This is a genomic window from Micromonospora sp. NPDC005710, from assembly GCF_040630995.1.
GTDB lineage: Bacteria > Actinomycetota > Actinomycetes > Mycobacteriales > Micromonosporaceae > Micromonospora.
On sequence record NZ_JBEXYP010000008.1, the window covers coordinates 218,693 to 234,523 of the forward strand.

At 68.4% G+C, this 15,831-nt stretch carries 14 protein-coding genes; 7 read left to right on the plus strand and 7 right to left on the minus strand.

All coding sequences use genetic code 11. The annotated features are described in order from the left end of the window. Positions 1-146 precede the first annotated feature (146 nt). Positions 147-3,662 carry a methionine synthase gene (gene metH, locus ABZ406_RS13900; protein ID WP_357760306.1) on the plus strand — a complete coding sequence of 1,172 codons (3,516 nt, stop codon included), beginning with the start codon at positions 147-149 and terminating at the stop codon, positions 3,660-3,662. A gap of 751 nt (positions 3,663-4,413) precedes the next feature. Next, positions 4,414-4,671, plus strand: coding sequence for a hypothetical protein (locus tag ABZ406_RS13905; protein ID WP_357760309.1), 258 nt, complete (start codon positions 4,414-4,416; stop codon positions 4,669-4,671). Positions 4,672-6,196: 1,525 nt separating this feature from the next. Here the strand turns inward: ABZ406_RS13905 and ABZ406_RS13910 are convergent. From ABZ406_RS13910 to ABZ406_RS13920, 3 genes are all read right to left on the minus strand, one after another. Further along, positions 6,197-6,475 carry a hypothetical protein gene (locus ABZ406_RS13910; RefSeq protein WP_357760312.1) on the minus strand — a complete coding sequence of 93 codons (279 nt, stop codon included), beginning with the start codon at positions 6,473-6,475 and terminating at the stop codon, positions 6,197-6,199. 313 nt (positions 6,476-6,788) lie between these two features. After that, complete coding sequence (locus tag ABZ406_RS13915; RefSeq protein WP_357760315.1) at positions 6,789-7,274, minus strand: protease inhibitor I9 family protein; 486 nt, start codon at positions 7,272-7,274, stop codon at positions 6,789-6,791. A gap of 121 nt (positions 7,275-7,395) precedes the next feature. Further along, on the minus strand, positions 7,396-8,292 hold the full coding sequence (locus tag ABZ406_RS13920; protein WP_357760318.1) for an aminoglycoside phosphotransferase family protein: 897 nt from the start codon (positions 8,290-8,292) through the stop codon (positions 7,396-7,398). A gap of 203 nt (positions 8,293-8,495) precedes the next feature. On the opposite strand from ABZ406_RS13920, the gene ABZ406_RS13925 reads away from it, so the two are divergent. Then, positions 8,496-8,936, plus strand: coding sequence for a VOC family protein (locus tag ABZ406_RS13925; protein ID WP_357760321.1), 441 nt, complete (start codon positions 8,496-8,498; stop codon positions 8,934-8,936). Between the two features lie 114 nt (positions 8,937-9,050). Here ABZ406_RS13925 and ABZ406_RS13930 read toward each other — a convergent pair whose 3' ends face one another. Next, on the minus strand, positions 9,051-9,770 hold the full coding sequence (locus ABZ406_RS13930) for an SDR family oxidoreductase (protein WP_357760324.1): 720 nt from the start codon (positions 9,768-9,770) through the stop codon (positions 9,051-9,053). Between the two features lie 169 nt (positions 9,771-9,939). Here ABZ406_RS13930 and ABZ406_RS13935 point away from each other — a divergent pair, with 169 nt between their 5' ends. After that, complete coding sequence (locus ABZ406_RS13935; protein ID WP_357760327.1) at positions 9,940-10,854, plus strand: LysR substrate-binding domain-containing protein; 915 nt, start codon at positions 9,940-9,942, stop codon at positions 10,852-10,854. Here ABZ406_RS13935 and ABZ406_RS13940 read toward each other — a convergent pair. Both ABZ406_RS13940 and ABZ406_RS13945 read right to left on the minus strand, forming a co-directional pair. Further along, positions 10,822-11,739, minus strand: a complete 918-nt coding sequence (locus ABZ406_RS13940) for an NAD(P)-dependent oxidoreductase (RefSeq protein ID WP_357760330.1) — start codon at positions 11,737-11,739, stop codon at positions 10,822-10,824. The genes ABZ406_RS13935 and ABZ406_RS13940 overlap by 33 nt on opposite strands. A 58-nt stretch (positions 11,740-11,797) precedes the next feature. Next, positions 11,798-12,826, minus strand: a complete 1,029-nt coding sequence (locus ABZ406_RS13945; RefSeq protein ID WP_357760333.1) for a hypothetical protein — start codon at positions 12,824-12,826, stop codon at positions 11,798-11,800. A 170-nt stretch (positions 12,827-12,996) separates the two neighbouring features. Between ABZ406_RS13945 and ABZ406_RS13950 the strand changes: the two genes are divergently transcribed. Then, on the plus strand, positions 12,997-13,581 hold the full coding sequence (locus tag ABZ406_RS13950) for a hypothetical protein (protein ID WP_357760336.1): 585 nt from the start codon (positions 12,997-12,999) through the stop codon (positions 13,579-13,581). 29 nt (positions 13,582-13,610) lie between these two features. Next, positions 13,611-14,555 (plus strand): acyltransferase domain-containing protein, encoded by a 945-nt coding sequence (locus ABZ406_RS13955; RefSeq protein ID WP_357760339.1) that lies wholly within the window; start codon positions 13,611-13,613, stop codon positions 14,553-14,555. On the opposite strand, the gene ABZ406_RS13960 is transcribed toward ABZ406_RS13955, so the two are convergent. Beyond that, positions 14,552-14,938, minus strand: coding sequence for a nuclear transport factor 2 family protein (locus tag ABZ406_RS13960; protein WP_357760342.1), 387 nt, complete (start codon positions 14,936-14,938; stop codon positions 14,552-14,554). The genes ABZ406_RS13955 and ABZ406_RS13960 overlap by 4 nt on opposite strands. Positions 14,939-15,018: 80 nt before the next feature. On the opposite strand from ABZ406_RS13960, the gene ABZ406_RS13965 reads away from it, so the two are divergent. Further along, entirely contained in the window at positions 15,019-15,786 is a 768-nt protein-coding gene (locus ABZ406_RS13965) for a helix-turn-helix transcriptional regulator (protein WP_357760344.1), read from the plus strand. Positions 15,787-15,831 lie beyond the last annotated feature (45 nt).

Below are 15,831 nucleotides of genomic sequence, written 5' to 3' on the forward strand. Positions count from 1 at the left end.
GAGGGCGCGGCCCGTCGGCCGCGCCGGTCGGCCGATCCGGCAACAGGTCATACCCGAACGAACCAGACAGGGTGATCCCGGTGACACAATAGGGGATCGCTCGAGAGAGGTCGTGGAGTCCGGCCGAATCGCACTAACCTGAACGGGTGCGGACTTCATTGATGGATGTGTTGGCTGATCGAATCCTCATCGCCGACGGCGCGATGGGCACGATGTTGCAGGCCGCGGACCTCACGCTCGACGACTTCGACGGGCTGGAGGGGTGCAACGAGATCCTCAACGTAACCCGCCCGGACGTGGTGCGGGGCGTGCACGACGCGTACCTGGCCGTCGGAGCCGACTGCGTGGAGACCAACACCTTCGGCGCCAACCTCGCCAACCTCGCCGAGTACGACATCCCGCACCGCATCCGCGAGTTGTCCGAGGCGGGCGCCCGGATCGCCCGGGAGGCCGCCGACGCGGCCAGCACCCCGGAGCGGCCCCGTTTCGTGCTCGGCTCGATCGGGCCGGGCACCAAGCTGCCCACCCTCGGGCACGCCCCCTACTCCACCCTGCGCGACGCCTACCAGGAAAACGCCGCGGGTCTGATCGTCGGCGGCGCGGACGCGCTGATCATCGAAACCTGCCAGGACCTGCTCCAGGTCAAGGCGGCAGTGGTCGGGTCGAAGCGGGCGATGGTCGAGCTGGGTCAGGCGGTGCCGATCATCTGTCACGTGGCGGTGGAGACCACCGGCACGATGCTCGTCGGCAGTGAGATCGGCGCGGCCCTCGCCGCGATCGAGCCGCTCGGGGTGGACCTGATCGGGCTCAACTGCTCCACCGGCCCGGCCGAGATGAGCGAGCACCTGCGCTACCTGTCGCAGCACTCCCGGATCTCGCTGTCGGTGATGCCGAACGCCGGCCTGCCGGTGCTGACCGCCGACGGGGCGTACTTCCCGCTGACTCCCGTGGAGCTGGCCGAGGCCCTGGAGCGGTTCATCACCGAGTACGGCGTGGGGCTGATCGGCGGCTGCTGTGGCACCACTCCGGAGCACATCCGGGTGCTGTCCGAGCGGCTGCACGGCGTCACCGCCCCGGCCCGCGAGCCCCGGCACGAGGCGGGCGTCTCCTCGGTCTACCACCCGGTGCCGTTCGCCCAGGACGCGTCGGTGCTGATGGTGGGTGAGCGGACCAACGCCAACGGTTCGAAGGCGTTCCGGGACGCGATGCTCGCCGCCGACTGGCGGGCCTGCGTGGAGATCGCCCGCAGTCAGGCACGCGACGGCTCGCACCTGCTCGACCTGTGCGTGGACTACGTCGGCCGGGACGGCACGCAGGACATGCGGGAGCTGGCCGGCCGGTTCGCCACCGCGTCGACCCTGCCGATCATGCTGGACTCCACCGAGCCGAACGTGGTGGAGGCCGGGTTGGAGATGCTCGGCGGCCGCTGCGTGGTCAACTCGGTGAACTTCGAGGACGGCGACGGCCCCGAGTCCCGCTACGCGCGGGTGATGCCGATCGTCCGTGAGCACGGCGCGTCGGTCGTGGCGCTGCTCATCGACGAGGAGGGGCAGGCCCGTACCCAGGAGTGGAAGGTCCGGGTCGCGGCCCGGCTCATCGACGACCTGACCGGCCGGTGGGGCATGGACCGCGCCGACATCCTGATCGACGCGCTGACCTTCCCGATCGCCACCGGCCAGGAGGAGACCCGCCGCGACGGCATCGAGACGATCGAGGCGATCCGGGAGATCACCCGCCGCTACCCCGGGGTCAACTTCACCCTGGGCATCTCGAACATCTCCTTCGGCCTCAACCCGGCGGCCCGGCAGGTGCTCAACTCGGTGTTCCTGCACGAGTGCGTCCAGGCCGGCCTGACGTCGGCGATCGTGCACGCCAGCAAGATCCTGCCGATGTCGAAGATCCCCGACGCGCAGCGCGAGGTCGCCCTGGACCTGGTGTACGACAGGCGCCGCGAGGGGTACGACCCGGTGCAGCGTTTCCTGGAGCTCTTCGAGGGCGTCGACGTCACCAGCGCCCGGGCCACCCGCGCCCAGGAGTTGGCCGCGCTGCCGCTCGACGAACGGCTCAAGCGGCGGATCATCGACGGTGAGCGCAACGGCCTGGAGGCCGACCTCGACGAGGCGATGGCCGGCGGCCGGTCCCCGCTGTCGATCATCAACGACATCCTGCTGGATGGCATGAAGGTGGTCGGCGAGCTGTTCGGCTCCGGCCAGATGCAGTTGCCGTTCGTGCTCCAGTCCGCCGAGGTGATGAAGACCGCGGTGGCCTACCTGGAACCACACATGGAGACCATGGAGGACGGCGGCAAGGGCCGCATTGTGCTCGCCACGGTGCGCGGCGACGTGCACGACATCGGCAAGAACCTGGTCGACATCATCCTGTCGAACAACGGCTACGAGGTGGTGAACATCGGCATCAAGCAGCCGATCAGCGCCATCCTGGACGCCGCCGAGCAGCACCGCGCCGACGCGATCGGCATGTCCGGGCTGCTGGTCAAGAGCACCGTCATCATGAAGGAAAACCTGGCCGAGATGGCCACCCGCGGGGTGGCGGAGCGTTGGCCCGTCCTGCTCGGTGGGGCGGCACTGACCCGCGCGTACGTCGAGGACGACCTGCGGTCGGCGTTCCCCGGGCAGGTCCACTACGCGCGGGACGCGTTCGAAGGGCTGTCCCTGATGGACCGGGTGATGACCGCCAAGCGTGGTGGCGCCCCGGTGATCGACCCGGAGCGGGAGGCGGCTCTCGCGGCCCGACGGGCGCGCCGGGAGCGGCAACGCTCGATGGTCAGCACGTCGCTGCCCGAGCTGCACGACTCGTCGGTCCGCTCCGACGTGGCCGCCGACGTGGCGGTGCCCACCCCGCCGTTCTTCGGCACCCGGGTCGTCAAGGGTGTGCCGATGGCCGACTACGCGGCGCTGCTCGACGAGCGGGCCACCTTCTCCGGGCAGTGGGGGCTGCGCGGCGCCCGGGGCGGCAGCGGGCCGTCCTACGAGGAACTGGTCGAGACCGAGGGCCGACCGCGGCTGCGGTACTGGCTGGACCGGCTGATCGCCGACCAGATCCTTGAGGCAGCCGTGGTGTACGGCTACTTCCCTGCGTACTCCGAAGGCAACGACCTGGTGGTGCTCGACGAGAACGGGCACGCGGAGCGCGCCCGGTTCTCCTTCCCCCGGCAGCGGCAGGAGCGGCGGCTCTGCCTGGCGGACTTCTTCAAACCCCAGGGCGACCAGCTCGATGTGGTCGCGTTGCAACTGGTCACTGTCGGCCAGCCGGTCAGCGAGTACGCGGCGAAGCTGTTCGCCCGCAACGAGTACCGCGACTACCTGGAGGTGCACGGCCTCTCCGTGCAGCTCACCGAGGCGCTTGCCGAATACTGGCACCAGCGCATCCGCGCCGAGATGACCCTGCCCGACGGTCGCCCGCTGGGGCACGACGACCCGGCGGACCTGGCCGGCATCCTGCACAACGACTACCGGGGCTGCCGGTACGCGTTCGGCTACCCGGCCTGCCCCGACCTGGAGGACCGGGCGAAGATTATGGATCTGCTCGGCGCGGACCGGATCGGGGTCGAGCTGTCCGAGGAGTTCCAGCTCATGCCGGAGCAGGCCACCGACGCGATTGTGGTCCACCACCCGGAGGCCAACTACTTCAACGCCAAGTGACGGGCGCAGGTGCCCTGACCTGCATCTAAGGTTGCCTGGCAGGCCGTTGAACCATGATCATGCCGTGTCCAGGCCGTCAACGGCTTCCGGGCTGTCCTCGGCGGCCTGGTCTTCATCGAACGCCTTGTCGATGTTGTGCAAAGTTTCTGTACGTCTTCAAGGCGGCCCTAGACGGGCCGCAAGCGCCGCCGCCTGGGCGCGCGTCCGCCGCTCCGCTGGCGCTCCGACTCCGGCCACGCAGCACGCCCGGCGGCTGGCGCGGATGGCGGAAAGCCTAAGGGGCCGCCGCAGAACGAAAGGTCGCTGACCGGTGGGGTTGTAGGCCGGCAGCCGGCCGCGCGGCCACGAGCCCGCGCGGCGTAGGAGAGCGCACGTCGGCCACATCGGCGAGCTGGCGGCGGTCGCGGGGTTGCGGGGTTGCGCTTACTGCGCCTCCGGCGGGGGCGCTCCGGCTCCAGGATGGCCTGGGCTGCGTCGGCGGGTTGCGGTCCGTGGGTGGTTGCGGTAGGCCAACCCGTCTGCCATCGACCCGGGCAAGCCGAGCAGCCCACCGCCCCACCCGCCAGCGTCCGTGCGAGCCGTCAAGGTCCGCTTGACGTGGCGGGCCGGGCGGCGGCCCGCTCCCCAAGAGGGCGGGTCGATGGCAGACGGGATCGCGAGGCGGCTGCTGCGTCAGGTTGTCGTAAGGCCGACCGATTCTCAGACGGCGTGTCGCGTGGGAGCCACCTCGAACGTGAGGCAGGTTCGATGTATGACCATGAGCATCCCGGAGGACGGCACGCCCGTGTTGCAGGACTTCCTTTACGTTGACGTGCCGCGCGTGCGGTCCCTTCTTGGACAGCTGTATCAGGGCACCCCGGATAAGGTCGAGGAAATCACCGAGCGCCTTAACCGATGGGGTCTAGGGGCATCCCTCGGTGTGGCAAAAGGCGAGGCCGGACGCCAATCGATCTCACGGAACCAAGAAACCCGGAGTTTCGGGGAACTGCATTTCACAATGTTCGAATAGTCGGCCGAAGCAACGGGATTTCTCACCGACATCTCAGACGTTGCTGCCGATCATCGAATCTGGGAGTCCGATAAAATTGTAGAAGTTGCCCCCGAGGGCTCGATCGTGCGAATCGAGGCACCTTCGAATATCACCGATGGGCAGCACTTCTCTGAGATGGTTGGGCACATGCTGGAGTCGGGTGTTCTCAAGAAAAACCAGGCTCAGGCCAAGACAATCTTTCACATGGTCAAGATGATGTACCCGAAGGGGGTGATGATTCGAATAATGCCTTGCGGTCCGAGTAAGCCGAACCACGGTTTCGTTGGCACTCTGCTAGAGAGATCTGACTACATCGGATCGGAAAAGAGTGCACTGTATGGCCGTTACGGCAATGAGGCCCGAGACTGGATAACGGTTGGCGTCGTTGCGCGAAGGGGTGAACGACGGTCTGGCCCCGTCCCCTCACTTCCCGACAACGCTGTGAGTTCTCAGCCAGGGTTCGAGCGGGATAAGCTCGATGCGCTAGTTCAGCATTTTTCTAAAATTATGGAATCGCATGGCGCAAACGAATCTCCTACCTACCCCGGAATGGCCATCATTCCTCTCGCTGTTTATCGGCCGATAACTCCTCGGTGAAGGTACGAGTTGAACACGAGCATGGCAGGTCGCTGTCGACCGTAGGTAACAACTCTGGGACGCGGGGATTCATGTCGAAGCGCGAAACCCGGTGCCTAGCCGTTCCATAGATCTTGAGGTTGGCGACAGCAGCACTGACAGCAACGAAATGGCAACTAAACCGGACCAGCGAGTGGCGAACAAGAGCATTGAGTTTGGGTGACTAACTGAGTGACGATCGAGCCGGACGCCACCGGACGTTGGTGGACTCAGTTGGACACCAGTCGCAGTGCAGCGACCGGGTCGCCGCAGGTGAGGGCTCCGTGTTGGTTGCCTGGGGGTCAAGAGGGTCGCGGGGTTGACATCCATAGGAGCACCGGGATGGCGCATCCGTTGACTCGGCGTGCGACTTTGTTTGCGAGTGTTTGGGACCGGAATGGAGAGTTCCTTGGATAGCCCCAATATGTCTACAATAGTGCAATCGTACCGATACCGCTTATTCGTAAGAGGCGTGCGCCTCGCTCTGCTCTTCCCGGTAACTCTGGTGCTGATGTTGCTCGCTCGACTCGGTGTTGCACCGAGTGTTCTTGTGCCAATCACAATAATGCTGTTTGTTGCCATGGTGCTGGGTGTCATAACGGCGTGGATTGGCGCGCTCCTCCTGGTGCGGGACACTTCGCGCTATTCGGGTGCGACAAGCGGGAGAGTCGATATCCAGAAGTCGAGGGATCTTATCCTGCAAGCGATCAAGGACTTGTGCAATTTCCGCAGATGGTGAGCACCTGACAGTTAGTGCTGGGTGACCAACTGAGTGACGACCGACGCGGACAGGGGTGGACGCCTGTGGACCCTCGCGGACCGTCGAAGCAGCTCACCACCGCTGCCCCGCAGCTCAGCATCGTGTGATGGTTCCTTCACACCGAAGCAGTCACTCGACGAACGTGCCATCCGGATTCATGATCTGGTCTCGCACCAGCGGCACGAACGCCGACCAGGTCCCGTCATCCACGGCCACCGACATACGGATACGACCGTCGCCGTCATCAAGCGCATAGCTGACCACGCTGTACCGCTTGCCGTCGCCACCGACGACCTGGCGTACATCCTTGTCGTCGAGCATCGCGCGCCACCCGCCATAGCCGATGCGTTGCCATTCAAACAGGCGCGCATCGGCAAACCCTGCCGCAATGTCCTTGTTCAGCCCCACGCGCTCAGCCTCCCACCCGGGCGACGGCGGCCTCGATCACGTGCCCGATCCGTGCCCGATGCAGGGGTGAACACCAGGCAACGCTGGCATCGCGCCGGCCACAGTCCGAACGCTCCGTGTTCCTCCGCCAGGCGACAACGCTACCGACCGTATCAATCAATCCGATCCCCAAGCTGCTCCATGTCCAGCGTGCCACGCTGCCGCGATTGCTCGAGCACTGGCCCGATGGGGGTAAGCGCTCTCGTCATCACTCACCGCCGGACGAACGCGGACGCTGGCCGGCCCGGAAGGGTCCTCCCGGACGAAGCAGCCCCTAGCAGTCATCCAGATAGACGTAGGCGTCGTCCTCAACGTACGTCACTTCAGGATCACGGCGAACCCGATCAAGTTGCTCATCGCTCATCACCGCACCGAAGCCAGACGTTCCATACCTGAAAATGGCGGTTGGGGTGACTCCCGCGCGCCCCGCCACGACAGTCGGGTCTGCGCCAAGCGCGAGCTGGACGAGGTAAGAACCGACAACAGGGTCGCCAGTGGTTCTCTCGTACGGCGCGGGCCGCCCTTCGGTGTCCTGCTCGACCAGGCGCACGCCGGGAATGCCGCGCACCGCATTGACCTGCTCTGCGCTGAGTACGGCGCCGAACCCGCCGTGCCATGACCGGTAGACCTGTTCCGACTCGATGCCCGCCTGAGCGAGTACGACCGCCGTCGAGGGCGAGTCGTGGGCCAACCAGACCAGGTGGTACGACTCCGGGTGCGGGCACACATGAGGAGCGAGGGGTGCGTCCTCCGACGTCATGGTGTCACTGTCGCACGAGTGCGCTCACCGACTGTTGGGTCTCGAGGCCGGTCCGGCACGGACGTTCACACGTCGCGCCCACTGCGGGCATCCGATGGAGTCGGCGGGATCGCCTGCCGGCTCAGACCTTCGTGTTCGCCACGACCCGGTCAAGGACGAGGCGGCCCATGCGGTACATGACGGGGTTGGTGTCGACGTAGTACCAGATGGCACCGAGAGCCTGTTGGAAGCTCCATGCCTTGGTGCGCTCCCATTCCAGGTCGTCGCAACCCAGTTCGTCGCGGAGCACCGCTCGGGACTCTTCGTCGAAGAAGTACCAGCCGCTCATGGCATCGAGGGCGGGATCGGCCGGCGTGAAGTCGCCGGTGTCGAGCACACCCACCAGCCGACCGTCGGCCACCAGGACGTTCAGTGGTTGCAGGTCACCGTGGGACATGACGTCTGCTGACGTGTGCGGCAGCTCCCGGAAGTGACTCCACAGACGCCGGAGTGTCGGCACGTCGAGCAGACCCTCGCTCTTGTCGAAGCACTCTTCGACCCACTCGTCGTGGTCGGGTAGGTCGCCGCCACGTCCGTCGCCCTGAAACCGGCGGCCCTCGGTGTCGGTGGCCCGAAGCGCGCTGATCAGGTGGGCCAGGTCATGGGCGAGTTGCACGGACCCGTCGATGTCGACGGGGGCGATGCTCCCCGGCACCCACGACTGCACCGACCATGGCAGCGGGTAGCCCTTACCCGGGTGACCGATCGCGATCGGCTGGGGAGAAGGGAAGGGGCTGTGTTCGGCGAAGCGCCGGCTGGCCTCGGCTTCCCGCTCAAGGAGTTCAGCGGCGACGCTGACGTCGCGCGGCCGGAGTGCGAATCGTGCGGCCACATCGTCGCCGATGCGGAAGATGGCGTTCACTGTGCCGCTCGACTCGACGCGCTGGACTGGCGCCGTCTTCCACTGGGGAAACTGGCTGCCGATCAGCTCGCGGACGACGTCATCGGTGATGGCGATCTCATCGTCGTGCATGGCCATGCGGATGGACTCCGGTTCTGGTCGGCGGGACGGCACACGGCGTTCGATCCGGACCGCAGCGTGCGGTGCCGCGCTCAGCCCTCAGTCGCCGAGCGGGGCCGCTGCGGGGCAGGCAGCCCGATGCGGGTGTCGAGATCAGTGAAGTGGCTCCGTCTCAGGGGGGATGCGGTCACCGGGACCGCACCAGACTAGGGAGATTCAGCATGGCGCTCCGGCGGATGGACAACGTCCTCATCGTTGTCGAGGACCTTGACGCGGTCATCGCATTTTTCGTCGAACTCGGCATGGAGGTGGAGGGGCGGGGTCCGGTCGAGGGGCGGTGGGTGGAGCGGGTCATCGGGCTCGACGACGTCCGACAGGAGGTCGCGATGCTGCGAACTCCGGACGGTCACGGCAAGGTCGAGCTGGCGATGTTCCACACGCCGAAGGCGATCAGCGCCGAGCCGAAGAACGCGCCGGCGAACACGCTGGGCATTCGGCGCATCATGTTCGCCGTCGACGACATCGAGGACGTGATCAGCCGGCTGCGCCGCCACGGGGCCGAACTCGTCGGGGCGGTGGAGCGCTACGAGGACGTCTACCGGCTCTGCTACGTCCGCGGCCCGGAGGGCATCACCATCGGCCTGGCCGAACACCTTCGCTGAGGGTCAGCGCAGCTCGGTCCCGCCGGAAACATCAGAGAATCTAGGGGCCTCATTCGCGCTGAAGGCTTCACACCCCTGACGTGGTGCGGATCTCGGCCGCGCAAACCTACGGGCTCAGGAGACCAGGGTGCCGCCGTCGACGGTCACCACAGTGCCGGTGGCGTAGGTGGCCCGCAGGAGGTAGACGAACGCCTCGGCGACCTCCTCCGGTTCGCCCACCCGGCCGAGCGGAAGCGTTTCGCTGAGCTGCGCGTACATCTGCTCCCGGGTTTCCTCGGGCAGGGAGTCCCAGAGCGGTGAGCGGATCACGCCGGCGGAGACGGCGTTGACCCGGATCGGGGCGAGTTCGACGGCGAGCGCGCGAACCAGCGCGTCGATCGCCCCGGTGATGCTGGCCGCGACCGACCAGCCTGCGCTCGGCCGGTGGTTGGCGGTGCCGGTGGTGAGGGTGATCGACCCGCCGGGGCGCAGGTACGGCAGTGCCGCGTTGACCGCCGACAGGGAGCCGAAGTAGCGCAGGTTGAAGGCGGTCCGGGCGGCGGCGAGGTCGAGGGCGTCGACGGACATCAGCGCGAGAGGTTCGCCAGCGGTGTAGACGAGGTGGTCGAACGAGCCGAGATCCTGAAACAGCCGGGACACGGCGTCCGGGTTGGTGAGGTTGGCGACGTACCCCTGGGTGGTGGTCGGCAGGGTCGTCAGGGCGCGGTCCACGCTGCGCTGGTTGCTGGAGGCGACCACGACCTGGGCACCCTCGCGGGCGGCACGGGCGGCGGTGGCGAGGCCGATCCCCGACGTTCCGCCGAGTACGACGACGCGCTGGTCGATGAGGGTCATGATCGTGTCCTTCCGGATCGTGTGGTGGAGACGGTTACCACAGTGCGCCGCCGGGAACGTCCGCGTCCAAGACCTCTTTCACCTCCTGTAATGCCCGTTGGGCATCACTCCACTCATACCCGGCGGGTATCATGGATACCGCCCGGAGCGGCAACCGGACGGGGGCGGGGTGGACGTCGATCTGCGTAAGCTCCGCTACTTCGTGGCCGTAGCGGAGGAGCTGCACTTCGGTCGGGCCGCCGAACGGCTGCACATCGCCCAGCCGGTCCTGTCGCGTCAGATCCGGGCCTTGGAGCACGAACTGCGCGCCGAGCTCTTCGTTCGGGACCGCCGCTCCACGGTGCTGACCGAGGCCGGCCGACAGTTGCTGACCGACGCCCGTCCGCTGCTCGCCTCGGCCGACGCCCTGCGGCGGCGGGTGCAGCGGGTCGCACACGGCCGGCCGACGTTCACCATCGCGTTCATGCCCGGCCTTCTCGTCACCGCCGAGGCCCGCGCCATCGGCCAGCGGCACCCCGACCTGGCCGTCAACGTCGTTCGGACGTCCTGGGACGACCAGGCCGACGTCGTCCGCGAGGGGCGCGCGGACGTCAGTTACGTTCGGCTCCCGGTCGACCAGAGAGGGTTGTGCCTGCGGCCACTGTTCACCGAACCCCGGGTCGTCGTCCTACCCGCCGATCACCGGCTGGCCGGCAAGGAGTCGGTCGACCTCGCCGAGCTGATCCAGGAACGGCTGTTGCAGGACCCGGACGCGGTGCCGGAGTGGCGGGACCTGCCGAACCGTGCCCCCGACCCCGACCCCCGACCTCGGCCCGAGCTGAACTCCGTCGAGGAAAAGTTGGAACATGTCGCCGCGTACGCCGGGATGGTGATCCTGCCGCTGTCGACGGCGACGTTCTACACGAGACCGGACGTCGTCCACGTGCCCGTCGCCGGTATCGGCCCCAATCAGGTGTGCCTGGCCTGGGCTGCGGACAACCGGTCTCCGCTCGTGCAGGAGTTCGTCGAGATTGCCGCCCCGCAGGCCGGTAACGGTCGACCCCGCGAGGGGTCAGGTGGCGCGGACCGGGAAGGTCTCACGTAGGGCCGGGTCCAGCGGCCGACCGCTCGTCGGCTCGATGAACAGGTCGGCGAGCAGCAGGTCGGGAAGGTGGCTGGGGTTGATGCCGGACTCCTTGCGGCCGAGGGCCTGCGCCGCGCCGCCGAGTCGCAGCGCGGCCCGCGCCGCGCCGGCCGGCAGACGGCCGACCCGGCGGGGTCGACCCACCGCCGCGGCGATGCGCGCGATCATGTCGTGCCAGGTGAGGTTCTCGTCGGCGACCGGGATGTCCGCGCCGCTGGCCTGCTCCAGGGCGTCGACGGCGATCTCCGCCACGCTGCGGGCGGACGCCGCGGCGCTGCCACCAGTCGGGGCGACCAGCGGGGTACGCGAGCGGGCCCACCGGTCCAGCGGACCAGCCCAGTTGGGCAGCCGGTCGCCGACCCGACCGAAGACGAAGGGCAGTTCGAGTACGGCGACCGGCAGGCCGTCGCCAGCAGCGGCCCGCCCCTCCCGGGCCTGCTCCAGGCGACACCGGATGTAGGTGTGCCGTTCGGCGAGGCGCCACTGGGGGTGCAGCCGGTCGAAGTAGGTGTAGTAGGAGCCCATCACGACGCCGCGGGTGAGCCCTTCCTGGCGGGCGGCGGTGAACAGGCGCACCACCGGGTCGACGTTGTCGCGGCGGAACTCGGGGTAGATCGGCTTGGGCAGCGGCCGTTGCTCGTCGGTGCGGGTGGCGTACACGACGCCGTCGTGGCCGGCGAGCAGCGGCCGCAGCTCCTCGATCGAGGCGGACCCGACATCGAGCAGGTGGTCGACGCCCGGATGGGCGGTACGCGCCACGGTGGTAGCGGCGTGACCCCGCTTCCGCAGGACGTCCACGACGTGAGCGCCGATCAGGCCACTGCCACCCACCACAAGAATTCGCACGGTGCATCGTCCACTCTGGAACCGGTGTCTTGTCAACCCACTGGTGCCACCGGGTGGGTCACTGCTTGTTCTTCGCGACGTTGTAGATGTCCAGGACGTCGTCGTCGAAGTAGGGCCCGTACATGTTCCCGGAGTACTTGTACGACATCACCGAGTTGACGTACCCGAATCGGAGGTCGTTGTCCCAGGTGCGCAGGAACGGGCCGCCGCTGGCGCCCTTGTTGAGCGGGCAGTCCTTCAGCTTGATCCGTTGCACCCCGGCGGCCTTCGTGGTGCCCGAGGAGAAGAACTGCGACTGGCCGTCGAACGGCGGCTCGCCCGGGTAGCCCAGCAGCATCGCCGAGAACGACTTGGACTTGTTGACGCTGAGCCCCTGCCCACCGGTGACGTGCACGAGCCGGTTGCCGCCGAGGGGGTGCATGGTGACGAACGCGAAGTCCCACCAGAGGTAGCCCCAGTCGACCCAGCCCTCCACCGAGGTGAATTCCTTGGCGGACCAGAGGCCGTGCAGTGGCTCGCCCTCGGTGAACTCCGGCGCGTACACCCAGTTGTCGAACCAGACCGACCCGCCGTCTCCGGGGTGTACGCAGTGACCAGCGGTGGACACCATGTTTGCCTGGGGGTTGTTGATGGTGCCACCGGAGCAGAAGAAGTCCTCGTCGTTGTGGGTGAAGAAGACCCGGCCGACACCGGGCGAGGCGTTCACCGCCTGGGTGCCCTGGCCGCTGCCCGCCGGGGCCGCGCTCACCGTCGAGGTCGAGGAGCGTGGTGCCGTCGGTGTCGCCGCGTCGCGGGCCGCGCCGATGCGACCGGGTCGGTCGGCGGCCTCCCCGTCGGGTGCGTCGACTCCGTCCGGCATGGGAGCGGGTCGCGCCGCTCGGATGCGCTCCGGGGTCCAGTAGGCGGTGACCAGCCTCGCCGCGGTGTCGGCGTCGGTGGACGGCTGCCCGTGGATGGTGGCGCGCGCTTCGGCAACTGTGGCGGACCCCGCGACAGGTGTCGCGGTGGCCTGGGCCTGCGGCTGCGCGACGGTGACGGCGGCGAGCAGCATGACACCGGCCGAGATGAATCCGAGCTTGCTTCGCACGGGACCTCCTGGGGTGGGTGGTGGGGCCGATGCGTTCCGGCGTCCTGGCACAGACGCTAGGCTCGGGTGAAGGGTCCACAGTAGGCATGTCGCATACGGTCAGTGACGGTTGCCTGACTGCGGGACGCGCCACCGTGTGTCCGAGAACTTCTCACAAACGGGGGTTGAGGATGCCGGAACCGCGCGCCTTCTGGCTCGACGAACAGTTCGACCGTGAGCACGGCACCGACGGGCGCGGCCGGTACGAGGCCGAGGTGTACCGCCGGATCGACGAGTTCGCCGACACCTGGGGTGACTTCGCGCCCGTGGCGTTCGCGGTCACCGCCTGGCAGGTGGCCACCGGGCTGTCGCCGGGCTTCGTGCGCTGGCACCGACGGATCATCTCGGCGACCTGCGTGCGTAGCCCGTGGGACGGCAGCCTGGTCTGCGCGGTGACGGTGGCCTCCCGCTGGCCGGCCGAGCTGACCTGGACCAAGCAGTGGCAGCGCGACCGTGGTTGGCAGGACTGGCCCCGGCTGTTCGGCCAGTTCACCACACCGACCGAGCAGGACCAGACGCGCCGCCCGCATCTACGTGCGCTGCTCGAGGTGGAGGCGCCGATCCCGCTCGACGACCTGCCGCCAACGCCCGACGGCCCGGACGACGAGGTCGCCACGGCGGCGCGCCGGGCCGTGGCGGTGCTGGCCCGGGAACTCAACGACCTCCTCGCGCCGATGATCGGGCAGCTCGACGCCGGAGTTCCGGCGGACTCCTGAAACGCCCGCCGGCCGGTAGGGTCGTCGGCGTGGATTCCGACGACATCGCCGGCCGGCTCGGAGTGCCCGTCGAGGACGTCGACCGGGTGCACCGGCTCGCCGGTGACCGGTCGTCAGCTCCGTTGCCGGCCAGGGCCGACGCACCAGCGATCCTCGACCGGCTCGCCGTGCCACCGGACGACGCCGCCGAGATCATGGCGGGCTGGCCCGATCCCGGCTCCGCCCTGTGGACCCCGGAGCTGCGGTGGCTGCTCGACCGCTCGATCGCTCTGGTCCGCGCCGACCTCGCGGGCTACGACTGGCTTGCGCCCGGTCCGGAGCTGCCCCGAGAGCGCGGGCCTGCCTGGCGACACCTCTACGTCTATGCGTACCTGGCCCTTGTCGACGTCGTGCGCCGCTACCACCGTGACCACGGGGTTCCGGATGCCGTGACCTGGGTGACCCTGGCCGACCTGGGCCGCAACCTTGCCATCGACCGACGGATGCGCGGCGAGGGCTGGCCGATCATGCAGAGCTGGCTGACGCTGCACTCGCGCGGCAGCGTCTACGAGCTGGGCCGGTTACAGCACCAGCGCGGCGCCGGCGCGATCGGGCTGCACGTGCCCGATTCGGGGCCGCTGACCCCGGGGGCGGTGGCGTCATCCCTCGACGAGGCCCGCGCGTTCTTCCCCCGGCACTTCCCGGACGAGAGCTACACCGCGTTCTCGTGCGCCTCATGGCTGCTCGACCCGCAGCTGCGGGACTACCTTCCCGAGGACTCCAACATCGTGCGGTTCCAACGCCGGTTCGAGCTGGAGCCCTACGACGAGTCCGCCGGGCCGGACGCCGACGTCGAGGTCCTGCGGTTCGGGTTCCGCACGCTGAGCACGCCGCTCGACGAGCTGCCGCGCCGCACGGTGCTCCAGCGCGCGATCATCGACCACCTGCGGGCCGGCGGCCACTGGCACTGGCGGCACGGCCGCTTCCCGATCTAGGCACCCGCGTCCCACCACGCGCCGTTGGCGGCGGCGTGGGCCGCCGGTTCGATGACCTCCCACACCTGCGCGATCAACCCGTCGGCGATCCGCAGGACGTCGACCACCACGATCTCCGGCCCTGCCCCGGGTAGTCGGCGTCGCGAGTGCACCACGACGTGGTCGCCGTCGGCCAGCAGGTGCAGGATGTCGACCCGCATGCCGGTGGTCGGGCCGAGCGCGGCGCGGACCGCGGCGAGCCACTGCGCCCTGGTCGAGGTTGTCGAATCCGACCGGTGATGGGTGAAGTCCTCGCTCAGGTACGAGGCGAGCGTGTCGACGTCGCCGGTGTCGACGAGCCCCGCCAACGCACGCCCGACGATGCTCTTGTTCTCGCTGGTCATGGCCGCAAGTGTTTCCCCGCCCCCGGTGCTTGTCGATGACATCGCACTTCATGGCGTCCCGGGCGAGGGTGAGTAGGGTCATGATCGTGTATGCGGTCGGGGAACTGCTGCGGCAGTGGCGCAAGCGCCGAGGGCTCAGCCAACTCGACCTGGCGATCGCCGCCGACGTCTCGGCTCGGCACGTCAGCCTGGTCGAGACCGGCAGGTCCACGCCCAGCGCCGACATGATCCTCCGGCTCGCCGACCAGCTCCACGTGCCACTACGTGACCGCAACCACCTGTTGCTCGCCGCCGGCTTCGCGCCCCGGTACGCGCAGCGCCCGCTCGACGACGCCGCCCTGTCGGGCGCCCTCGACGCGGTCCGCAGGGTACTGCGGGCACACGAGCCGTACCCGGCGCTGGTCTTCGACCGCCGGTGGAACATCGTCATGACCAACCGCGCGGTCGACAGGTTCTTCGCGTACGTGGCCCCCGACCTGTTGCGGCCACCGGTGAACCTGGTCCGACTCGGCTTGGACCCGCGCGGTCTCGCCTCTCTGGTCGTCAACCTGGCGGACGTACGGGCGGTGTTCCGCAGCCGGATCGCACGCCAGCTCGCCGCCGCTCCCGACGCGACGCTCGCCGCGCTCTACGAGGAACTGCTCGGCCCGCAGCCCGAGGAGCCGTCGAGCGACCGGATCGACGCCGACGTGGTGCTCCCGATGATCCTCCGCGTCGACGGTCGAGAGCTGCGGCTCTTCTCGACCATCACCACGTTCGGCACGCCGACGGACATCACCATCGAGGAGATCGCTGTCGAGTCCTACTATCCCGCGGACGCGGAGAGCGCCGCCTACTTCACACGGTAGGGCCCGGCCTGGTCGGTCACCAGGCCGGGCCCCCGTGCACACCCC